Annotated in this window: 16 protein-coding genes; 3 read left to right on the top strand and 13 right to left on the bottom strand. The window is 38.2% G+C overall.

Translation table 11 applies throughout. The features are described 5' to 3' along the window. Positions 1 to 17 precede the first annotated feature (17 nt). The 13 genes from lipA to leuS all read right to left on the bottom strand — a co-directional run bounded on the left by lipA (position 18) and on the right by leuS (position 13,905). Entirely contained in the window at positions 18 to 1,004 is a 987-nt protein-coding gene (gene lipA, locus ESZ36_RS02645) for a lipoyl synthase (RefSeq protein ID WP_146783119.1), read from the bottom strand. Further along, the gene (gene lipB / locus ESZ36_RS02640; RefSeq protein ID WP_146783116.1) at positions 997 to 1,704 is read right to left on the bottom strand and encodes a lipoyl(octanoyl) transferase LipB; all 708 of its coding nucleotides are present in this window, start codon (positions 1,702 to 1,704) and stop codon (positions 997 to 999) included. The genes lipA and lipB overlap by 8 nt, the downstream gene beginning before the upstream one ends. A 53-nt stretch (positions 1,705 to 1,757) precedes the next feature. Continuing rightward, on the bottom strand, positions 1,758 to 2,021 hold the full coding sequence (gene ybeD, locus ESZ36_RS02635; RefSeq protein WP_146783113.1) for a DUF493 family protein YbeD: 264 nt from the start codon (positions 2,019 to 2,021) through the stop codon (positions 1,758 to 1,760). A gap of 153 nt (positions 2,022 to 2,174) precedes the next feature. Then, entirely contained in the window at positions 2,175 to 3,374 is a 1,200-nt protein-coding gene (locus ESZ36_RS02630; RefSeq protein WP_146783110.1) for a serine hydrolase, read from the bottom strand. 457 nt (positions 3,375 to 3,831) lie between these two features. After that, positions 3,832 to 4,713, bottom strand: a complete 882-nt coding sequence (locus ESZ36_RS02625; RefSeq protein WP_146783108.1) for a septal ring lytic transglycosylase RlpA family protein — start codon at positions 4,711 to 4,713, stop codon at positions 3,832 to 3,834. Positions 4,714 to 4,780: 67 nt separating this feature from the next. Continuing rightward, positions 4,781 to 5,896: a rod shape-determining protein RodA gene (rodA, locus tag ESZ36_RS02620; protein ID WP_146783105.1), complete on the bottom strand. Its 1,116-nt coding sequence runs from the start codon at positions 5,894 to 5,896 to the stop codon at positions 4,781 to 4,783. After that, positions 5,896 to 7,854, bottom strand: a complete 1,959-nt coding sequence (gene mrdA / locus ESZ36_RS02615) for a penicillin-binding protein 2 (protein ID WP_146783102.1) — start codon at positions 7,852 to 7,854, stop codon at positions 5,896 to 5,898. The genes rodA and mrdA overlap by 1 nt, the downstream gene beginning before the upstream one ends. A 59-nt stretch (positions 7,855 to 7,913) precedes the next feature. Continuing rightward, complete coding sequence (gene rlmH / locus ESZ36_RS02610) at positions 7,914 to 8,384, bottom strand: 23S rRNA (pseudouridine(1915)-N(3))-methyltransferase RlmH (RefSeq protein WP_146783099.1); 471 nt, start codon at positions 8,382 to 8,384, stop codon at positions 7,914 to 7,916. A 151-nt stretch (positions 8,385 to 8,535) separates the two neighbouring features. Then, positions 8,536 to 8,856 (bottom strand): ribosome silencing factor, encoded by a 321-nt coding sequence (gene rsfS / locus ESZ36_RS02605; protein WP_146783096.1) that lies wholly within the window; start codon positions 8,854 to 8,856, stop codon positions 8,536 to 8,538. A 94-nt stretch (positions 8,857 to 8,950) separates the two neighbouring features. Then, complete coding sequence (gene nadD, locus ESZ36_RS02600; protein WP_146783093.1) at positions 8,951 to 9,634, bottom strand: nicotinate-nucleotide adenylyltransferase; 684 nt, start codon at positions 9,632 to 9,634, stop codon at positions 8,951 to 8,953. 12 nt (positions 9,635 to 9,646) lie between these two features. Then, entirely contained in the window at positions 9,647 to 10,711 is a 1,065-nt protein-coding gene (holA, locus tag ESZ36_RS02595; RefSeq protein WP_146783090.1) for a DNA polymerase III subunit delta, read from the bottom strand. Positions 10,712 to 10,780: 69 nt separating this feature from the next. Beyond that, positions 10,781 to 11,299, bottom strand: a complete 519-nt coding sequence (locus ESZ36_RS02590) for an LPS-assembly lipoprotein LptE (protein ID WP_146783087.1) — start codon at positions 11,297 to 11,299, stop codon at positions 10,781 to 10,783. Positions 11,300 to 11,313: 14 nt separating this feature from the next. Next, positions 11,314 to 13,905: a leucine--tRNA ligase gene (leuS, locus tag ESZ36_RS02585; protein ID WP_146783084.1), complete on the bottom strand. Its 2,592-nt coding sequence runs from the start codon at positions 13,903 to 13,905 to the stop codon at positions 11,314 to 11,316. Between the two features lie 206 nt (positions 13,906 to 14,111). Here leuS and ESZ36_RS02580 point away from each other — a divergent pair, with 206 nt between their 5' ends. The 3 genes from ESZ36_RS02580 (at position 14,112) to ESZ36_RS02570 (ending at position 17,878) form a co-directional block, all read left to right on the top strand. After that, positions 14,112 to 14,597 (top strand): zinc ribbon-containing protein, encoded by a 486-nt coding sequence (locus tag ESZ36_RS02580; protein WP_146783081.1) that lies wholly within the window; start codon positions 14,112 to 14,114, stop codon positions 14,595 to 14,597. Positions 14,598 to 14,745: 148 nt separating this feature from the next. Continuing rightward, complete coding sequence (locus ESZ36_RS02575) at positions 14,746 to 17,163, top strand: Lon protease family protein (RefSeq protein WP_246128960.1); 2,418 nt, start codon at positions 14,746 to 14,748, stop codon at positions 17,161 to 17,163. A gap of 112 nt (positions 17,164 to 17,275) precedes the next feature. Then, a complete protein-coding gene (locus ESZ36_RS02570) occupies positions 17,276 to 17,878 on the top strand; it encodes a hypothetical protein (RefSeq protein ID WP_146783078.1) in 603 nt (200 codons plus the stop codon). Positions 17,879 to 17,933: the final 55 nt, after the last annotated feature.

Below are 17,933 nucleotides of genomic sequence, written 5' to 3'. Positions count from 1 at the left end.
ACTACAGAAATGACAAGCTACTTAACTTCTTCACCCGCAGCTTGCTTATCAGCATGATAACTTGAACGAACCAGTGGACCACAAGCGGCGTGTTCATAGCCCATTTTTTTGGCTTCACGCTCAAACATAGCAAAGTCATCAGGGTGTACATAGCGCTCAACAGCTAGATGATCTTTACTTGGTTGAAGGTACTGACCAATAGTTATCATAGTTACACCATGATCGCGTAAGTCTTGCATTACTTCTAAAATTTCTTCGTTAGTTTCACCTAAACCAACCATCAAACCAGATTTAGTGGTTACGTCTGGATTTGCTTCACCAAAACGCTTAAGTAAGTCTAATGACCATTGGTAGTTAGCGCCTGGGCGAACCTTAGTATAAAGGCGTGGCGCGGTTTCCATATTGTGGTTTAGTACATGTGGCGGATGTTGGTTAAGTATTTCAAGCGCGCGGTCCATACGACCACGAAAATCAGGTACTAATAGTTCAACTTTAGTATTTGGCGCTTGCTCACCGATTTCTTTAACACAATCAGCAAATTGCTGTGCGCCACCATCACGTAAATCATCTCTATCAACTGAAGTAATAACAACGTACTTTAAGCCCATATCTTTAAGGCTATTAGCTAATTTTTGCGGTTCATCACTTTTTGGAGCTAGTGGTCGACCATGGCCAACATCACAAAATGGGCAACGACGCGTACAAATATCACCTAAAATCATAAAGGTGGCAGTACCGTGGTTAAAACATTCAGATAAGTTAGGGCATGACGCTTCTTCACATACCGAGTGAAGGTCATTTTTACGTAAATTAGCTTTGATGTTATCAATACGTTCACTAGACTTTGGTAACTTGATACGCAACCAGCTTGGTTTACGTAACATTGTCGATTTAGTTGAGCTAACAACTTTAATTGGAATGTGAGCTAATTTATCTGCATCGCGAAATTTTTCGCCAGCAGCACGATTGGCTGTTTTTGTTTCTGAGGTTAAATCACTACTCATGATGCGTATTATTCTCGTTTGGTAAACCCGATTGATAACTAACATTGTTAGCTTCAAGTAAGTTTATTAAATGTTTAACTAATGCAGTACTTGCACTAGCGGTATCTTTAGGGCCTTGTAAATCGGCCGTTTGTACCATTTCAAGACCAGCATAACCACAGGGGTTAATACGTAGAAATGGTGATAAATCCATATTTACATTCATAGCTAAGCCATGAAAAGAGCAACCTTTGCGAACTCGTAATCCTAATGAGGCAATTTTTTTCTCATCAACATAAACACCCGGTGCGTCAGCTTTAGCATAAGCGGCAATATCATAATCTGTTAAAGCCGAGACTATACTGTTTTCGATCAAGGTTACTAATTGTCTAACACCCATTTTTTTACGGCGTAGGTTAATCATAACGTAAACCACCAATTGACCTGGCCCGTGATAAGTCACTTGACCACCACGGTCAACTTTTACTACTTCAATATCACCCGGCACCAGTAAATGCTCAGCTTTACCTGCCTGTCCTTGGGTAAAAACAGCAGGATGCTCTACTAACCATAGTTCATCGGCAATACTGGCATCACGATTATCAGTAAAATCTTTCATGGCTTGCCAAACTTGGCTGTAATCCATGGTATTTAATTGTCGGATGACTAATGAATCAGCAAGGTTGTTGACACTTTTCTTGTTTGTTGAATTTGAGTGCATTCGGCAAACCTCGTCAATCTAGGGTTCTTAAATTAATCATTAATAAATGAGTGTTATAAAACGTACCGGACCTGCTCAATAGCAGTTAACGTTTTATAAATAGTTTCAATATGATCTTTGCTGGTAACCGTTACGGCAATAGAGACCGAATGATAGGTCCCCTTAGAGCTTGGTTTTATTTTAGGTACGTAATCACCAGGTGTATGCTTTTGTAGTTCAGCTATGATCAAATCAGGTAGTTCGTCACAGGCAACACCCATTACTTTAAAGTTTAATACCGTAGGAAATTCTAATAATTCGTCAAACTTGGTTTTCATTTTATTTACTTCTTTTAGAGCTAGGTTGAAACGTAATAACGACATTTTATCATTAAATATTCAGGGCTGATATTATTTTGTTTATAACTATTTATTAAAAAATATAAAAAAGCCTCAATAAAGAGGCTGTTTTGGAGGTATTCTCAACGTTTTTTAGTTAGCAAACTGTAACTTAACATAATCCACTAAACGACTAAATAAGCTACCTTCATTCACCTCTTCTAATGTTACTAGTGGGTATTGAGCTATATCTTCATCTTCTAGTTGTAAAAATAATGTCCCAACAACAGTACCTTTAGCTAATGGCGCGGTTAGTTGCTGGTTTAACTCAAAGTTAGCTTTTAAGTTTTTACGTTGGCCACGTGGAATGGTGATTGGTGTATCAGAGATAATGCCTAAATCTACATTCTCTTTGTCACCCATCCAAACACGGTTAGCAATAAATTTTTCACCTGCTTTATATGGTGTAATAGTTTCAAAAAATCGGAAGCCATAATTTAATAGTTTTTTACTTTCTACTTTTCGTGCGCGCTCACTTGCAGTGCCCATAACTACGGTAACTAAACGCATATCACCTTTAGTTGCAGAGGTAACTAAACTATACCCTGCATTTGAAGTGTGACCAGTTTTCATGCCATCAACATTTAAGCTTTTATCCCACAATAAACCATTACGGTTATACTGCTTAATACTGTTATATGTGAATGATTTTTGTTTATAAATTGCATATTCTTCAGGTACTTCGCGAATAAGCGCTATAGCTAGTGTTGCCATATCTCTTGGCGTAGTCATATGAGAAGTACTATCTAAACCATGACTATTTTCAAAGAAACTGCTCGACATACCTAATTGCTCAGCATGAGCATTCATTAAATCAGCAAAAGCACTTTCACTACCAGCTATATGCTCAGCCATAGCAACACAAGCATCATTACCAGAGGCAACAATAATGCCTTGATTTAACAAGCTAACAGGTACTTCAGTACCTACTTCAATGAACATTTTGGAAGAGTCAGGAAACTTTTTAGCCCAAGCCTTTTCACTGATCATAACTTTATCAGTGTTTTTAATATTGCCGCTCTCAAGCTCTTTACCAATAATATAACTGGTCATTATTTTGGTTAAACTTGCAGGGGCTAACTGGGTATCAGCATTTTCTTCAGCAATGATTCTACCTGTGGTGTAGTCAATTAAGATAAAACCTTTGGCATTTATTTGCGGCGCATCGGGAATAATAGTAATAGCGTGCGCAGTTGGTATAAGTACAATTGCTGCGCTAAATAGAGCACCACTTAAGAAGGTAAATATTTTATTGGTAGAATATTTGCCAGAGAATTTTATTTTTTTAGTCATAGTGTTAGTCGTATATGGGAAAATTAAGGAAAATCAACTGGACGAAAGTATACCACTTCTAAAAAGCTTGGCTATGGGCAAAAAATAGATATTGTGCATAATTTCGCAGAAAACACGTTAAAAATGTAACAACGTTTATAAATATACCCATTACCATTCAAAGTACAGGTTTTCAGTTGGAATTAAAATGACTTTAGGCAAGAAGAATGATTTAAGCATAGTCATTCTATGGTTTGATTATTTGACGCGGTATAAAGTCATTTAAAACCCATCGAAGAAGCGCTTGAGCAACATCACTTCATCGTTGCTGTGATTCACAATGGAATAACCATTATTTCATCACAGCGCCTTGAATTGAAATTGCTCAAGCACTCTGAAACCTGAATCTTGATTGGTGACGGGTATATTACTTAGAGTGACGCTATTGCCTTCTCTATTGAACATTTGTGTTTGATGTTTATTGTGGCGAAGTTCGCGGGTAAGCATTAGGATAGCCATTTTCTTTTAATGACACCAATAAGGCGTTCAATGTCGCAATATCTCCAATAGGACCTATTTGAATGCGATAAAGTCCTTGATGTTCAGGGTAACTGGTCTGTTGTTTATATTGTATTTTTAGCTTATTAGCCGTGTTCATAGCAAGTTCTTTTTTGCTAGTTGCCAAGACTTGAATATAGGGTGTGGTAATACCCATAGCTGTCTCTTTTGGGAGAGCATTTTTTCTTGAAACAGCTGATTTAACTGGGGCAGGCGCTACCGAACTAACTACAGTGGAAGCTAATTTTATTTCTGGGATTTTAACCTTGCCTGTTTTTGTATCAAAATCAGTAATTGCAGTGATTTTAACTTGTGCAGTACCCGTTTTTAACATGTCGAGCTTATAAGCTGCACTATAAGATAAATCAATAATACGTGATTGATGAAAAGGACCTCGATCATTAACGCGTACAATGACTGATTTATTATTCGCGGTATTGGTGACTTTTAAATACGTCGGTAATGGTAAGTTCTTATGGGCGGCGCTCATGGTATACATATCATAAATCTCACCATTAGAAGTGAGGTGACCATGAAATTTTTTACCGTACCAAGAGGCAGTACCCGTTTGTTCAAAACCTTGTGCACTAGCCAATACTTTATAGGGTTTTCCAAAAACTTGATAATCTTTATTACCACCGCGGCTATGAGGCTCTGCGCGAGCAAGGGCATCTTTTAGCTCTGCTTGGCTTGGCAAACGTGTTGGTGTGCTGTCATGCTTTTGTTGATAACGATCAGAGCTACAAGCACTTAATAAAGAGATCAATGCAATAAAGAAAAGGTGTTTAATAACTTGGTTCATAACTTTATATTTTTCACAGTAAAGGGATTGAATAAGGTTTTAGTTGAACAGACTAGTTTACTTTAGTCTAAACATGGAAACGTCGATGCGTACTAATAGCCATTAATATGCCAAAACCTAACATTAATGTCACCATTGAAGTTCCACCATAGCTAACTAAGGGAAGTGGTACGCCAACCACAGGTAAGAGACCTGATACCATGCCAATGTTAACAAAAACATAAACAAAAAAGGTTAGGGTAAGGCTACCTGCGAGTAATTTTGTGAAGGCATGCTGAGCATTGACCGCGATCCATAAACCGCGCATTACCACAAATAAATACACGGCAAGTAAGGCAGCAACACCAATTAAACCAAACTCTTCACTAAATACTGAGAAGATAAAGTCGGTATGGCGCTCGGGTAAAAATTCTAATTGTGATTGGGTACCTTGCAACCAACCTTTACCTTCAATACCTCCAGAGCCAATAGCTATTTTAGATTGAATAATATGGTAACCCGAGCCAAGGGGGTCTTGCTCAGGGTTTAAAAAAGTAAGCACGCGTTGTTTTTGATAACCCTTCATCAAAAACATCCATAAAATAGGAACGAATGCCGAGGCTAAACCAACACACGCGGAAATCAGACGCCAACTAGCTCCAGCCAGAAAAATAACAAAAATACCGGAACTGGCAATAAGCAGAGAAGTACCCAGATCAGGCTGTTTAGCAATAAGTAAAGTTGGCAATAGCACCAGGATAAAGGCAAGTACCACCGTGGATATTTTTACGGGTAAGCTATCTTGGCTAACAAACCAAGCAATCATAATAGGCACAATGAGTTTCATAATTTCAGAAGGCTGGAATTTTATAAAGCCTAAATCAAGCCAGCGTTGAGCACCTTTACCAACATGACCAAAGAGCAATACACTGACCAGCATTAATAAACCCAATACAAAGACGGGCACTGCCCATTTTCGATACACTAATGGCGGGATTTGCGCCACAATAAACATCCCTAGCAGGGCAACACCAATGCTTCTAGCCTTTCGATAAACAACGGCTATATCTTGACCACCTGCGCTGTACACAAGAAATAGCCCTAAAGCCAATAATGTTAATAGACCTAATAAGAGTGGTACATCGATATGAAGTCGTTGCCAAAGAGTGTGGGTTTTTTGTTGGTCTTGTCCGCTACTGCGCATCAGTCAGCCTCTTGATGTTTGGTTACTGTGGCTGTTTTTACGTTTACTTTAGCTCTATGTGTTTGACTGGTAATAACCCTATCACCGAAATACTGATCCATAACTTGCCTTGCTACTGGGGCAGCATTAGTAGCGCCACCACCTTTAGCTACATTTTCAATCGCAACGGCAATAACAATTTCAGGTTTATCAAAAGGAGCAAATGCAATAAACATAGCGTTATCGCGTTTGTTTTCTGAAGTGGCTTTTGCATCATATTTTTCGTCTTGTTTTATGCGTGCAACTTGAGCCGAGCCTGTTTTACCCGATGCATCATAGGTAGTGCCTTTAAATGGTCTATAAGCGGTAGCACCAAATTTTTGTACCGTATTATGCATCGCTTTTAACACAACATCCCAATTTTCTTCATTTTTAAGCGTTAATGGTGCACGTGGTTCATAGATGGTTGGTGTAATTTGATGATAAGCGTTACCACTGCTCTCAATGATCAATTCACTGTTCGCTTTTAATAAATGTGGCACCTTACGCTCACCATGATTTACCAAGGTGGTTAAAGCTTGTGTTAATTGTAGTGGTGTAACCGTCCAATAACTCTGGCCAATTCCAACTGAAAGCGTTTCTCCTGTGTACCAAGACTTATTGTATCGGGCACGCTTCCATGCAACGCTAGGCATAATGGCTTTACTTTCTTCATGGATGTCGATGCCGGTATAGTCACCAAAGCCAAACCTTTCCATCATATTACTGATTTTAGTGATACCTAATTTAAAGGCCAAATCATAAAAATAGATATTACAGGACTGCTCTATAGCCTTGGTTAAGTTGACCATGCCATGCCCCCAAGGTTTCCAATCTCGATATTTATTAGGCAAGCCATCTAGCTGATACCAACCTGGATCGTGAATTTCGGTAGTTGGCGTAACAACATTTTCTTCTAACCCTGTTAACGCAAGAAAAGGCTTAACGGTAGAAGCAGGAGGGTAACCTTGGACACTTCGATTAATAAGGGGTAAATCTTTTGATTCAAGCAATTTTTTATAATTTTTACTACTAATGCCATGAACAAATAAGTTACCGTCGTAACTTGGATTTGAATACATGGCTAAAATACCACCAGTACGAGGATCCATTGCTACTATCGCGCCGCGCTTACCTGATAAGGCACGTTTAGCAATCATTTGTAATTCAATATCTAAGGTTAATGTGAGATCTTTACCTGGCACTGGCGGAGTATAATTGAGCGTACGAATCACTCTGCCTTGGTTATTTATCTCAACCTCTTGATGACCAATGGTGCCGTGTAGCATATCTTCATAGTACCTTTCGATACCTAGTCTACCAATGCCATAAGTCGCAGCATAATTTTCAGATTTACCTTCTTGTTCTAATTTATTAGCATCTTTTCTGTTTATGCGAGCTACATAACCTAAGTTATGCGTGGTTAAGTCGGAAAAAGGATAATAGCGTTTCAAGCGAGCGCTAACAAAAACACCAGGGAATTTATGCTGATTAACTGAAAATAAAGCAACTTGTTGATCACTTAAACGCGAGTGTAATTCGACCGGTTTAAAACGACGTTTACTTTTCATTGATTTGAAAAACTTAGTCTGTCGTTCGGGACTGATATTAAGCAACAAACTGACTTGTTCAATGCTGTCTTTAATATCATCAACATCTTCGGCGATGACTTCTAAACTATATACCGGCTTATTGTCGGCGAGTAACACACCATTTCTGTCATAAATCAAACCGCGATTTGGCGCAACGGGAAGTAATTTAATACGATTAGAGTTAGAGCGTGTTTGATATTTCTCGAATGATTCAACTTGTAAGTTAAATACATTACCAAAAAGTATTAATAAGACTAGCACTACGCCAGCAAAAGCAATGAAGGTACGTCGAGCAAATAAATTTGCTTCAGCGGATTGATTTCTAATAACAACGCGACGTGGAGACATTAGCGCACTCTATTAAAAATATTTACTAAAAGTATGGCTAAGGTAGTCATTAACAAAAGTTATTCTCTATGATAAGGGTGGTTAGTGTTTACGCTCCAAGCCCGATACAAGCTCTCTGCTATGAGTATTCGAACCATTGGATGAGGTAGCGTTAACGCTGATAAGGACCACTTTTGTTCTGAAGCTTTAATACAAGCGGGCGCTAAACCTTCTGGTCCACCAACAAGCAACGCGACATCTCTGCCATCAAGTTGCCAGCTTTGCAGTTGTTTTGCAAGTTTTGGAGTTGTCCATGGTTGCCCTTCAACTTCAAGGGTGACAATACGGTTTCCTTTAGGGATAGCAGCAAGTAATAACTCACCTTCTTTAGCGAGTATACGACTTATGTCAGCATTTTTACCACGTTTTCCTGCTGGGATTTCAACTAAGTGAAAGCTTAAATCACGTGGAAAACGACGACTGTACTCAGCAAATCCAAGGGTAACCCAAGCAGGCATTTTACTACCGACGGCATATAAGGTGAGTTTCATAAATTTTTTTGATTGTCAGATTGAAGTCGACTAGATCGAAATGGCCTTGAAAAAATAACGAGAGCGATACGATTGATAGCATTACAGTTCGCAAGGGCGAATGAAACTAACGTGGCTCTCGTCTTTTTACTAGGCAAGGAGAATAAGTAAATTATTCAGCCCAAAGTTGCTCAAGGTTATACTTATCACGTTGTTCATCAGTCATAACATGAACGATGATATCGCCTAAATCGACTAATGCCCATTCGCCGATATCGTTACCTTCCATACCTAGCGGCTCAAGACCTTGAGCACGACACTCCATACCAACAGAGTTAGCAATAGATTTTACATGACGGTTCGAATTACCTGAACAAATAACCATGTAATCAGCAAAGCTTGCTTTATCGCTAATATTAAGAGCAATGATATCTCTGCCTTTCATGTCTTCAAGTTTTTCTATGACAAATGCTTTAAGTTGTTCAGTTTGCAAGGTGTTCTTCCTATCGTTAATCGTAACTTTTGATGTGCTCTTTAACGAGCGACAATAAATAATAGTGCGATATTAACACTTTTTACGCTCAGGGTTAACGGTAAAGCTTGTTTTTGTGAATAAATTCTGAAATCGAGGGTAATAAGTGCTGATTATAACCCTTTTTATGCGCTAAATGTTGTCGAATATGTGTTGATGAAATATCAAAAAAGCACTTGTTTGAAAAAAATATTTTTCCTGAATCAAACAATGTTAGTTCTCTGATATCAGTTGTTTGACAGTTACTGAGTAATGTCTTTGTTTCATCATTCAATACATCAACGGAATAATTTGGTCGAGTATTCACTACTAAGTGGCACAAAGATAAAATTTCTTGGTACTGATGCCAAGTAGTAAAATTTAGCAGTGAATCCATACCAATAATAAAATACAAAGATTGTTCAGGGTATTGTTGCTTCAACTCTTTGAGCGTATCAATAGTGTAAGAATGACCGGAGCGTTTTAATTCTCTAAGATCACAGCTAAAGATGTTACTTTTTTGACATGCAATTTCAACCATAGCTGCACGCTGCTCAGCACTAGCGTGGGGCACTAATTCAGGTGAAACTTTATGAGGGGGGATATGAGCGGGTATTAACAGTATTTCTTGTAAACCTAGTTCATTGGCAACTGCTTCGGCTGACTGAGTGTGACCCAAGTGAATCGGATCAAAGGTACCACCTAAAATACCTATACCTTCATTTATGTAGGTGCCAGCGCTTAGTTTTTTTGAGGTCATTACTTACTCCTATTAGCCATAATTTAGACTAAAGGCCGCAGTTTTTTCACCGTGATACAAGGTGATGCACAAATCAGCTAATAAAATAAAAATATTAAACTCGCTGCTGGTTTTACTTAATAAGTCTATATCAGCAATACGCATCATGGCACGCTTTACGTTATCAAGTTTGATGTGAGTTAATGCATGTTGGTACAAGGGTTTACGTTTATCCCAAATACGGTATTGTTTGTAAATATTAGCAATACTTTCACCTTGAGCTAATTGATTTAACATGGTGTATAACTGGTTTATTTCTTTATGAAACACCCAAATTAATTGAGCTGGCGCCATGCCTTCTTGCTGCAGTTGATCAAGCATAGTGATACATTTAGCACAATCACCTCGCAATAAAGCATCGATAACCTGAAAAGGGTTAAACTTCGCCTGTTTAATGATCAGCTGCTCAGCTTGTTCAATGCTAATAGCTTGTGAACCAAAGAGTAAAACAAGTTTATCTAGCTCTTGGGCGAGGGCAAGTAAATTACCTTCAAACAGTTCAATAAGTAATGCGTTTAATTCGGGAGAGATATTAAGTTGTAATTGTCTTGCTTGATTATTCAACCATTGAGGCATGACCTTCAGTTCAATATCATACAAGGGTAAATAGCAGCCTATTTGGCTCAGACTTTTAAACCACTTTCTATTTGCACTAGCAGCATCAAGCTTTGCGCCGTGGAATATAAAAATAACATCTTGTGGTGCATGACCACTATTGGCATCTTGTGTTAATCGCTCAGCTAAAGCTAATAAGGCCTTGTTTCCGGCATCACCAACTTTTACCGTTGTTAATTCTACTTCAATGATACGTTGGCTGGCAAAAAGGCTTAACGATTGATACTCATCAAGCAACTGCTGCCAATCAAAGCTAGTATCACTACTAAAACGAATAATCTCACTAAAACCTTGGCTTTTTGCATGATTTTTTATAACAGCTAAGCTGTTATCTTTTTGCCATGGTTCATCACCAAAAACCAACCAAACAGGTTTAAACCCCTGTCGAAGTGTACTATCTAGCTGGTTGTGATAAATTTTCATGAAGGCCTTTTATTTGTTGTAAAATATAAGCTTTACAGTGAGTTTGATATTAAAAAATTCTCGCTATAACTAGCGTTGAATTCTTGCCAAATCACGTAATATTTTATCTGCGGCCGACGTTCTCATCTCACTTAGCAATAAAGATAACTCTCGGCTTTTTGCCAAGGCGAGGTTAGGATCGTCTTGATAATCGCGATAAAGCTCAAAGCGAAAGTCTTTTGCATCTTCACCGGTAAAGCGTACTTGATAATGAACCGAATATATCAGCTCATACTCTGCAACTTGTCCATTAGAGAATAATGATAACGTTCGTCTATCTAACTTATCAGAAAGAATACGTAATTCAGGAATGTCAGCTTTCGAGTATTTTAATACGTTAACTTGGTTACGAGTCAAATTGAGCTTAACTAACCGTGTTAATTCACCGTGAACATCACTTGAGCTAACATAAAGCGTTTGTAATTCATCATCGAGTAAATAATCACCACGTAGTTGAAAACCACAAGCTGTTAATAAGCTTGTGGTTAACAGTGCAATAGCTAAATTTCTAAAGGTTAAGCTTTTAATGGTAAGGCTTAATTTATACATTCATCTATAACCTGTTAGTTGGCGACAATATTAAGTAATTTACCTGGAATATAAATAACTTTGCGTATGGTATTACCATCAGTAAATTTCAATACGCTTTCATCATTTAAGCCAAGTGCTTCAACATCTTCTTTACTCGCGTCAGCAGCAACAGTGATTTTTGCGCGTAATTTACCATTGACTTGTACAATGATAAGTTTTTCATCTTCAACTAAAGCACTCTCGTCTACTACCGGCCAGCTAGCATCTTCAACATTCACATCACTACCGCTAACTAAGTGCCATAAATGGTGACATAGATGCGGGGTAATTGGCGTTAGCATTAATATGACAGCGCGAACAGCTTCTTGCATTACCGCTTTATCTTCATCACTGCTTAGTTTAGCTTTACCTAGGTGATTCATTAACTCCATGACGGCAGCTATAGCAGTATTGAAAGTATTACGACGACCTATATCGTCGGTCACTTTAGCAATGGTTTTATGTAACTCACGACGTAATTTTTTATGATCAGCGTTCAATGTTAACTTTGTAATATCGACCACTGCGGTATTACTAGTACTTTCAACAAATTCATGTGCTAATTTATAAACACGTTTAACAAAACGATGTGCACCCTCAACACCGGCATCAGACCATTCTAAGGTTTGTTCTGGTGGTGAAGTGAACATGATAAATAAGCGAACCGTATCAGCACCGTATTTCTCGATAACTTCTTGTGGATCAATGCCGTTGTTTTTTGATTTAGACATTTTGCTCATACCTGCAGATAAAACAGGTTGGCCGTCAATTTTACTTATTGATGAAGTGATCTGACCTTTGTCATCACGCTCAACTGTGACATCCGTTGGTGCAAACCACTCTTGTGCGCCGTTGTCAGCTTCACGGTAGTATGTCTCTGCTAAAACCATGCCCTGACATAAAAGCTTTTTAAAAGGTTCGTCACACTTAACTAAACCGACATCACGCAATAATTTATGGAAGAAGCGAGAATATAATAAATGTAAGATTGCATGCTCGATACCACCAATATATTGATCTACTGGTAACCAGTAGTTTGCTTTGGCAGGATCAATCATTTGAGTATCGTCATTTGGAGAACAATAACGTGCGTAATACCAAGAAGATTCCATGAAGGTATCAAAAGTATCTGTTTCACGTAGTGCTTCTTCGCCGTTATAAAGGGTTTTTGCCCATTCTGGATCATCTTTAATCGGTGAAGTGGTGCCATTCATTACCACATTTTCTGGCAATACTACGGGTAATTCATTTTCAGGTACAGGTACTGATTCACCATTAGCTAGGTTAATCATTGGAATTGGCGTACCCCAATAACGTTGGCGAGAAACCCCCCAATCACGTAAACGGTAATTAGTAGTAGTTTTACCTTTGTTTTCGCTAATTAACTTATCGCTGATGGCTTTAAAAGCTTGCTCGAAATCTAAGCCATCAAATTCACCAGAATTGATTAAAGTAGATTTTTCTGTAATAGCTGCTTTGTTAATATCATCAGAGTCTTGCCCAGAAATGACTTGCTCAATAGCTAAACCATATTTAGTCGCAAATTCATAATCGCGCTGATCATGCCCTGGTACAGACATTACAGCACCTGAGCCATAATCCATTAACACAAAGTTAGCAGCCCAAACAGGGACTAACTTGCCGGTAAGTGGATGAATAGCTTTAAGGCCGGTATCAACACCTTTCTTTTCCATTGCAGCCATGTCAGCTTCAGTGGTTTTACTATTTTTGCACTCATCAATAAAAGCAGCTAGCTCTGCATTATCTTTGGCGGCATTTACTGCTAATGGATGCTGAGCAGCAAGTGCGACATAAGTAACACCCATTAAGGTATCTGGTCGAGTGGTGTAAATATCAAAGCTTTCAGTCGAGTTGGCAACCGCGAAAGTCATTTCAACACCTTGAGAGCGACCAATCCAGTTACGCTGCATGGTTTTTACTTGCTCAGGCCACTCGGTTAATTTATCTAAATCATCAAGTAACTCTTCGGCGTAAGCAGTAATTTTAATAAACCATTGTGGAATTTGCTTGCGCTCAACAAGTGCACCAGAACGCCAGCCTCTGCCGTCAATAACTTGTTCATTAGCTAAAACTGTTTGATCTACTGGATCCCAGTTTACCGTAGCATTTTTCTTATACACTAGGCCTTTTTCAAAAAGCTGGGTAAAGAACCACTGTTCCCAGCGATAGTAATCAGGTTTACACGTAGCTAACTCACGACCCCAGTCATAACCAAAACCTAGTGATTGTAATTGATTACGCATGTAGTCAATATTTTCGTAGGTCCATTTTCCTGGCGCTGTTTTGTTTTTAATAGCAGCGTTTTCAGCAGGTAAACCAAAAGCATCCCAACCCATTGGTTGCATGACATTTTTGCCTTGCATACGTTGGTAACGAGAAATAACATCACCTAAGCTGTAGTTACGTACATGACCCATGTGCAATCGACCACTCGGGTAAGGGAACATCGCTAAGCAGTAAAATTTTTCTTTGTCTGGGTTTTCAATAGCTTGAAAAGTGTTGTTATCAGTCCAAAATTTTTGTACTGTTGCTTCAATAGCTTGGGGATTATAAATGGCTTCCATTAAGACTTTCTCTAATGCTTTTAAGATGTTACCGAATTGCTTGTTATGCGATATAAAGTTGCATAAACAGCGGTCAAATCGATGTTAGATTATCGCTGTAGAATACCTTATATAACTGGGTAACAACAAGCATAATTAAGCGTAAACTATAACTTTTCCTATACTTGAACCTATAGTTAAAGTAATACCCTCAAGGGAGAATACTAATGTCACAACAAAATGATTACTTCGCCGATATTTATCAAAAGCTCAATGACTGGTTGGTTGAAGTAAAAGTTGAGCAAAAGCCACATATTGACGAGTTTATCAAGCAAGCTAAGTTATATGCGGGGGCTGCTGAAACAATGTCAGAGGAAAAACTGCAACAGTTTACCGATAATTTAAAGTATGATTTGCATGACTTTTATCAATTAAACCGATCACAAGCAAAAAACTCAGTCTATTTAGGTTTATTAAATGAAACATTATGGGACAACCTTGCTCAATTAACCGATAAATCGCAAGTAGAATGGGCGGAGCTTGTTGATGACTTTGATCATGATGGTGTATACAAAAGTGGCGACTTTATTGGTTTTGGTGAATTGCAATGTGAACAATGCGATGAAAAAATAACGATTATTCATTTTAGTGAAATTAGTGACTGTGTTCATTGTGGTTCATCAGATTTTGTTCGTCTCCCGCTCAACCCTTAACTTTACAATTACTTGTTAGCAGAAATGTTAGCAAGTACACTAGCGCCAAAATTCGATACGCATATATCGATACGTTAATTTCGATATACCCAGTTCGATACTTTCATCATTAGGAGCGTGACTCAATAACGCTCTTTTAAGGATTTACATGACTAAAATGCCTACTTACCTTGCCGATCAAACCCGTCTGGGTGTTGATGACCTTACTTCTTCTTTATCAGCTTCACTATTTTCCAATGGTATAAAACCAGTCAATAAAGGTAATGAATTTGACGCACAGGGATTTGTTGGTCATGAAAGAGCAAAAGAGGCATTGGAGTTTGGCTTATCTATGTCTGCTATTGGCTTTAATGTTTTTGCTATGGGTGAGCATGGCACAGGAAGGCAAACATTAATTAAACAAATGTTAACTTCGCTTGCTAGTGTGAAAACTGCACCAGATGAGTGGTGTTATACCAATAATTTTGACGAAAGTCATATTCCGTTAACGTTGTCAGTCAAACCTGCCGGTGGCAAAAAATTATTAATAAGCATGAATAAATTTATTGATGGCTTACTCAGTTTATTCCCAGAGGTTTTTGATAACCCAGGCTACCAAAGACAAAAGTCAGCCATTGATCGGGAGTTTAATCGAAAGTACGATCAAGCCATTTCAGTGGTTGAAGAGCTTGCTCTAAAAGAAAACGTGGTCTTATATGAAGAAAATGGCGAAGTAGGTTTTTCACCTATAGTTGAAGGTAAGCCACTGAGTGATAAAGAATTTTCTAATCTTAATGAAACCGATAGAGCAAATTTTTATAAATCGTTAAATGAATTAGAAAACGTACTGTCCGAGCAATTGTTAGAGTTACCATTATGGAAGCGTCTATCTTTTGATCAGTTACGACAACTTAAAAATGACACCGCTGAGAATGCCATCAAACCTTATATAACTGAATTAGAGAAAGAATTTAGTAATAATGAAGGTGTATTAAACTATTTAGGTAAAGTGAAAAGCCATGTAGTCGATGCAGTTTTAGAAATTTTAGTAACCGAATCTGATGATACCCCGACAGATAAAGAGTTACGTAAATTAATGGTTGAACGATTTTTACCAAACCTACTGGTACCACGCGATAACACGAAAGGGGCACCTGTAGTTTATGAGCAAAATCCTACTTATCAAAACTTATTTGGCCATGTCGATTTTGCTAGCTTTCAAGGTAGCAGCTATACCAGTTATCGTTTAATTAGACCGGGTGCTTTACATAAGGCTAATGGTGGTTACTTATTATTAGATGCCGAGAAAGTATTAAGCCAACCTATGGTGTGGTCACGCCTGAAGTTAGCGTTAAAAACCCAGCAAATTACCATTGAAAATCCTTATTCTGAATATAGCCAGCCTAGCGGTTATAGCTTACAGCCAGAAAAAATTCCCTTACAAGTTAAGGTCGTACTGCTTGGTGATGCCGAAATTTACTATACCTTACAAGATTATGACCAAGAATTTACCGAGCTGTTTAGAGTATTAGCCGATTTTGACCGTCATCTTGATAAAACGGATAGTAATTTAATTGCGTTTGGACAACTAATCAGACAACGTGCTGATAAACATAATTATCCTGAAGTTAGTGATGATGCAGTTTTAGAACTTGTTCGTTATGCCCTCAGACGAGGCGAACATAAATATAAAGTGTCAGCAAATATTGTACAGGTGAATGATTTACTCGATGAAGCCAATTACTGTTGGCAAAAACAGGGTAGCGAAGGTCCTTTAAAAGCTCAACATATTGCGTTAGCACAAGCTGCTAAAAAACGACGTATCGGTCGGTTAAGCGAAACATGGCTCAGTGAGATTAAAGAGCAACAAGTATTGATTCATACCGAAGGTGGCTTTATCGGTAAAGTGAATGGCTTAACTGTACTTGAGATAGGAGACAGTGTTTTTGGTACTCCTGCACGTATAACTGCAACCGTTTATGCCGGTAGTGAAGGCGTTACAGATATTGAACGTGAGGTTGACTTAGGTAAGTCGATTCACTCCAAAGGTGTTTTACTTTTAACTGGGTATTTGGGCCATAAGTATGGACAAACATTCCCTGTAAGCATTTCTGCCAACATTGCTATAGAACAATCTTATGGACATATAGATGGTGACAGTGCTTCGATGGCTGAGCTCTGTGCACTTATCTCTGCTATTACTTTATTACCCATAGATCAAAGTCTTGCGATAACCGGTTCAATTAATCAACATGGTGAAGTGCAATCCATTGGCGGTGTTAATGAGAAAATAGAAGGGTTCTTTCAGTTATGCCAAGATAAAGGTTTAACAGGGACACAAGGTGTTATTATTCCGAAAACTAACGTTATTAATTTAATGCTTAATGATGAAGTGATTAATGCTGTAGCTCGGGGAGAGTTTGCAATACATGCAGTTGAAACAATTGATCAAGCACTGGAGTTATTGATGAATGTTGATGCTGGCAATATAAGTAAGACCGGACGTTATCCACGTAAATCTATTCATGGCTTGGCGCTTGATAAGCTAGAGAATTTTTCCGATATACTTAATGGCTCTGAAGAGTAATATTACAACCTTTGCTTTGGTTGAAAATCAACCTGTAATGGTTCGAAAATTGCTCTTGTTAGTGCTTTTGTTTATAATAATAAAACAAAACAACAAGTAGCATGGTATTCAAGTGGAATTTTCGTCGGAAGAATTGGAATTTTTCAACAATATCTTTGCTGAAAAATCAACAGATTACATGACCAGTGACTCACATCATAAGATTGGTGTGAAAGCAGGCGTCCCTCAAAATTTAAGACAAGTTTTAGTGGGGAGTCAATTAACGCTATTAGCAGAAATTAGCCATTATCAATTATGGTTCCCTGTCTCTCTATCCATAAATGAACAAGGTGATTTCTCACCCAAATTAGGCACTCCTGAAGTCATTGACGTAAGAGGGCACGAGCGTAGTTGGCGAATAAAAACGCCTAAAAATGTAGCCGTCGTCGATATTTTTCATGATCAAAAAATTGAAATATTGTCACTTTCGGCGACAGGGTTAACGTTAAAAGTACCTAACTCAGGTAATAATTATATTGATCTAAAGCAGTATTCATTTGAAATGAGTTTAGCAGGTGAGGAGCCCCTCAAGCTTGAGCTAGACATAGTTAGACGTGATAAAAATATTGTTGCGGCTAAATTTAAGGATTTACAGGAGGGGAAAGAAGCATTGAGAAAATTCTTATTCAACTCCCATCAATTGAAGTACTCCAACCTTTATCAAGACGTTATTTAATAAAGTTCTTGTCAAATCATAATATCTCTGTATAATGCGCGCCTCGATAACAGGT

The sequence above is a fragment of the Colwellia demingiae genome (assembly GCF_007954275.1).
Classification (GTDB): Bacteria; Pseudomonadota; Gammaproteobacteria; order Enterobacterales; family Alteromonadaceae; genus Colwellia; species Colwellia demingiae.
The sequence above is the reverse complement of the archived record's forward strand: the minus strand, read 5'-3'. Positions and strand labels throughout refer to the sequence as shown.

Excerpts from the sequence above, each read along its gene's own strand:
- ESZ36_RS02625 (WP_146783108.1), bottom strand. The coding sequence starts at position 4,713 with ATGAACCAAGTTATTAAACACCTTTTCTTTATTGCATTGATCTCTTTA.
- ESZ36_RS02575 (WP_246128960.1), top strand. The coding sequence starts at position 14,746 with ATGACTAAAATGCCTACTTACCTTGCCGATCAAACCCGTCTGGGTGTT.
- ESZ36_RS02580 (WP_146783081.1), top strand. The coding sequence starts at position 14,112 with ATGTCACAACAAAATGATTACTTCGCCGATATTTATCAAAAGCTCAAT.
- holA (WP_146783090.1), bottom strand. The coding sequence starts at position 10,711 with ATGAAAATTTATCACAACCAGCTAGATAGTACACTTCGACAGGGGTTT.
- lipA (WP_146783119.1), bottom strand. The coding sequence starts at position 1,004 with ATGAGTAGTGATTTAACCTCAGAAACAAAAACAGCCAATCGTGCTGCT.
- leuS (WP_146783084.1), bottom strand. The coding sequence starts at position 13,905 with ATGGAAGCCATTTATAATCCCCAAGCTATTGAAGCAACAGTACAAAAA.
- ESZ36_RS02590 (WP_146783087.1), bottom strand. The coding sequence starts at position 11,299 with ATGTATAAATTAAGCCTTACCATTAAAAGCTTAACCTTTAGAAATTTA.
- lipB (WP_146783116.1), bottom strand. The coding sequence starts at position 1,704 with ATGCACTCAAATTCAACAAACAAGAAAAGTGTCAACAACCTTGCTGAT.
- ESZ36_RS02630 (WP_146783110.1), bottom strand. The coding sequence starts at position 3,374 with ATGACTAAAAAAATAAAATTCTCTGGCAAATATTCTACCAATAAAATA.
- rodA (WP_146783105.1), bottom strand. The coding sequence starts at position 5,896 with ATGCGCAGTAGCGGACAAGACCAACAAAAAACCCACACTCTTTGGCAA.
- rlmH (WP_146783099.1), bottom strand. The coding sequence starts at position 8,384 with ATGAAACTCACCTTATATGCCGTCGGTAGTAAAATGCCTGCTTGGGTT.
- mrdA (WP_146783102.1), bottom strand. The coding sequence starts at position 7,854 with ATGTCTCCACGTCGCGTTGTTATTAGAAATCAATCCGCTGAAGCAAAT.
- nadD (WP_146783093.1), bottom strand. The coding sequence starts at position 9,634 with ATGACCTCAAAAAAACTAAGCGCTGGCACCTACATAAATGAAGGTATA.
- ybeD (WP_146783113.1), bottom strand. The coding sequence starts at position 2,021 with ATGAAAACCAAGTTTGACGAATTATTAGAATTTCCTACGGTATTAAAC.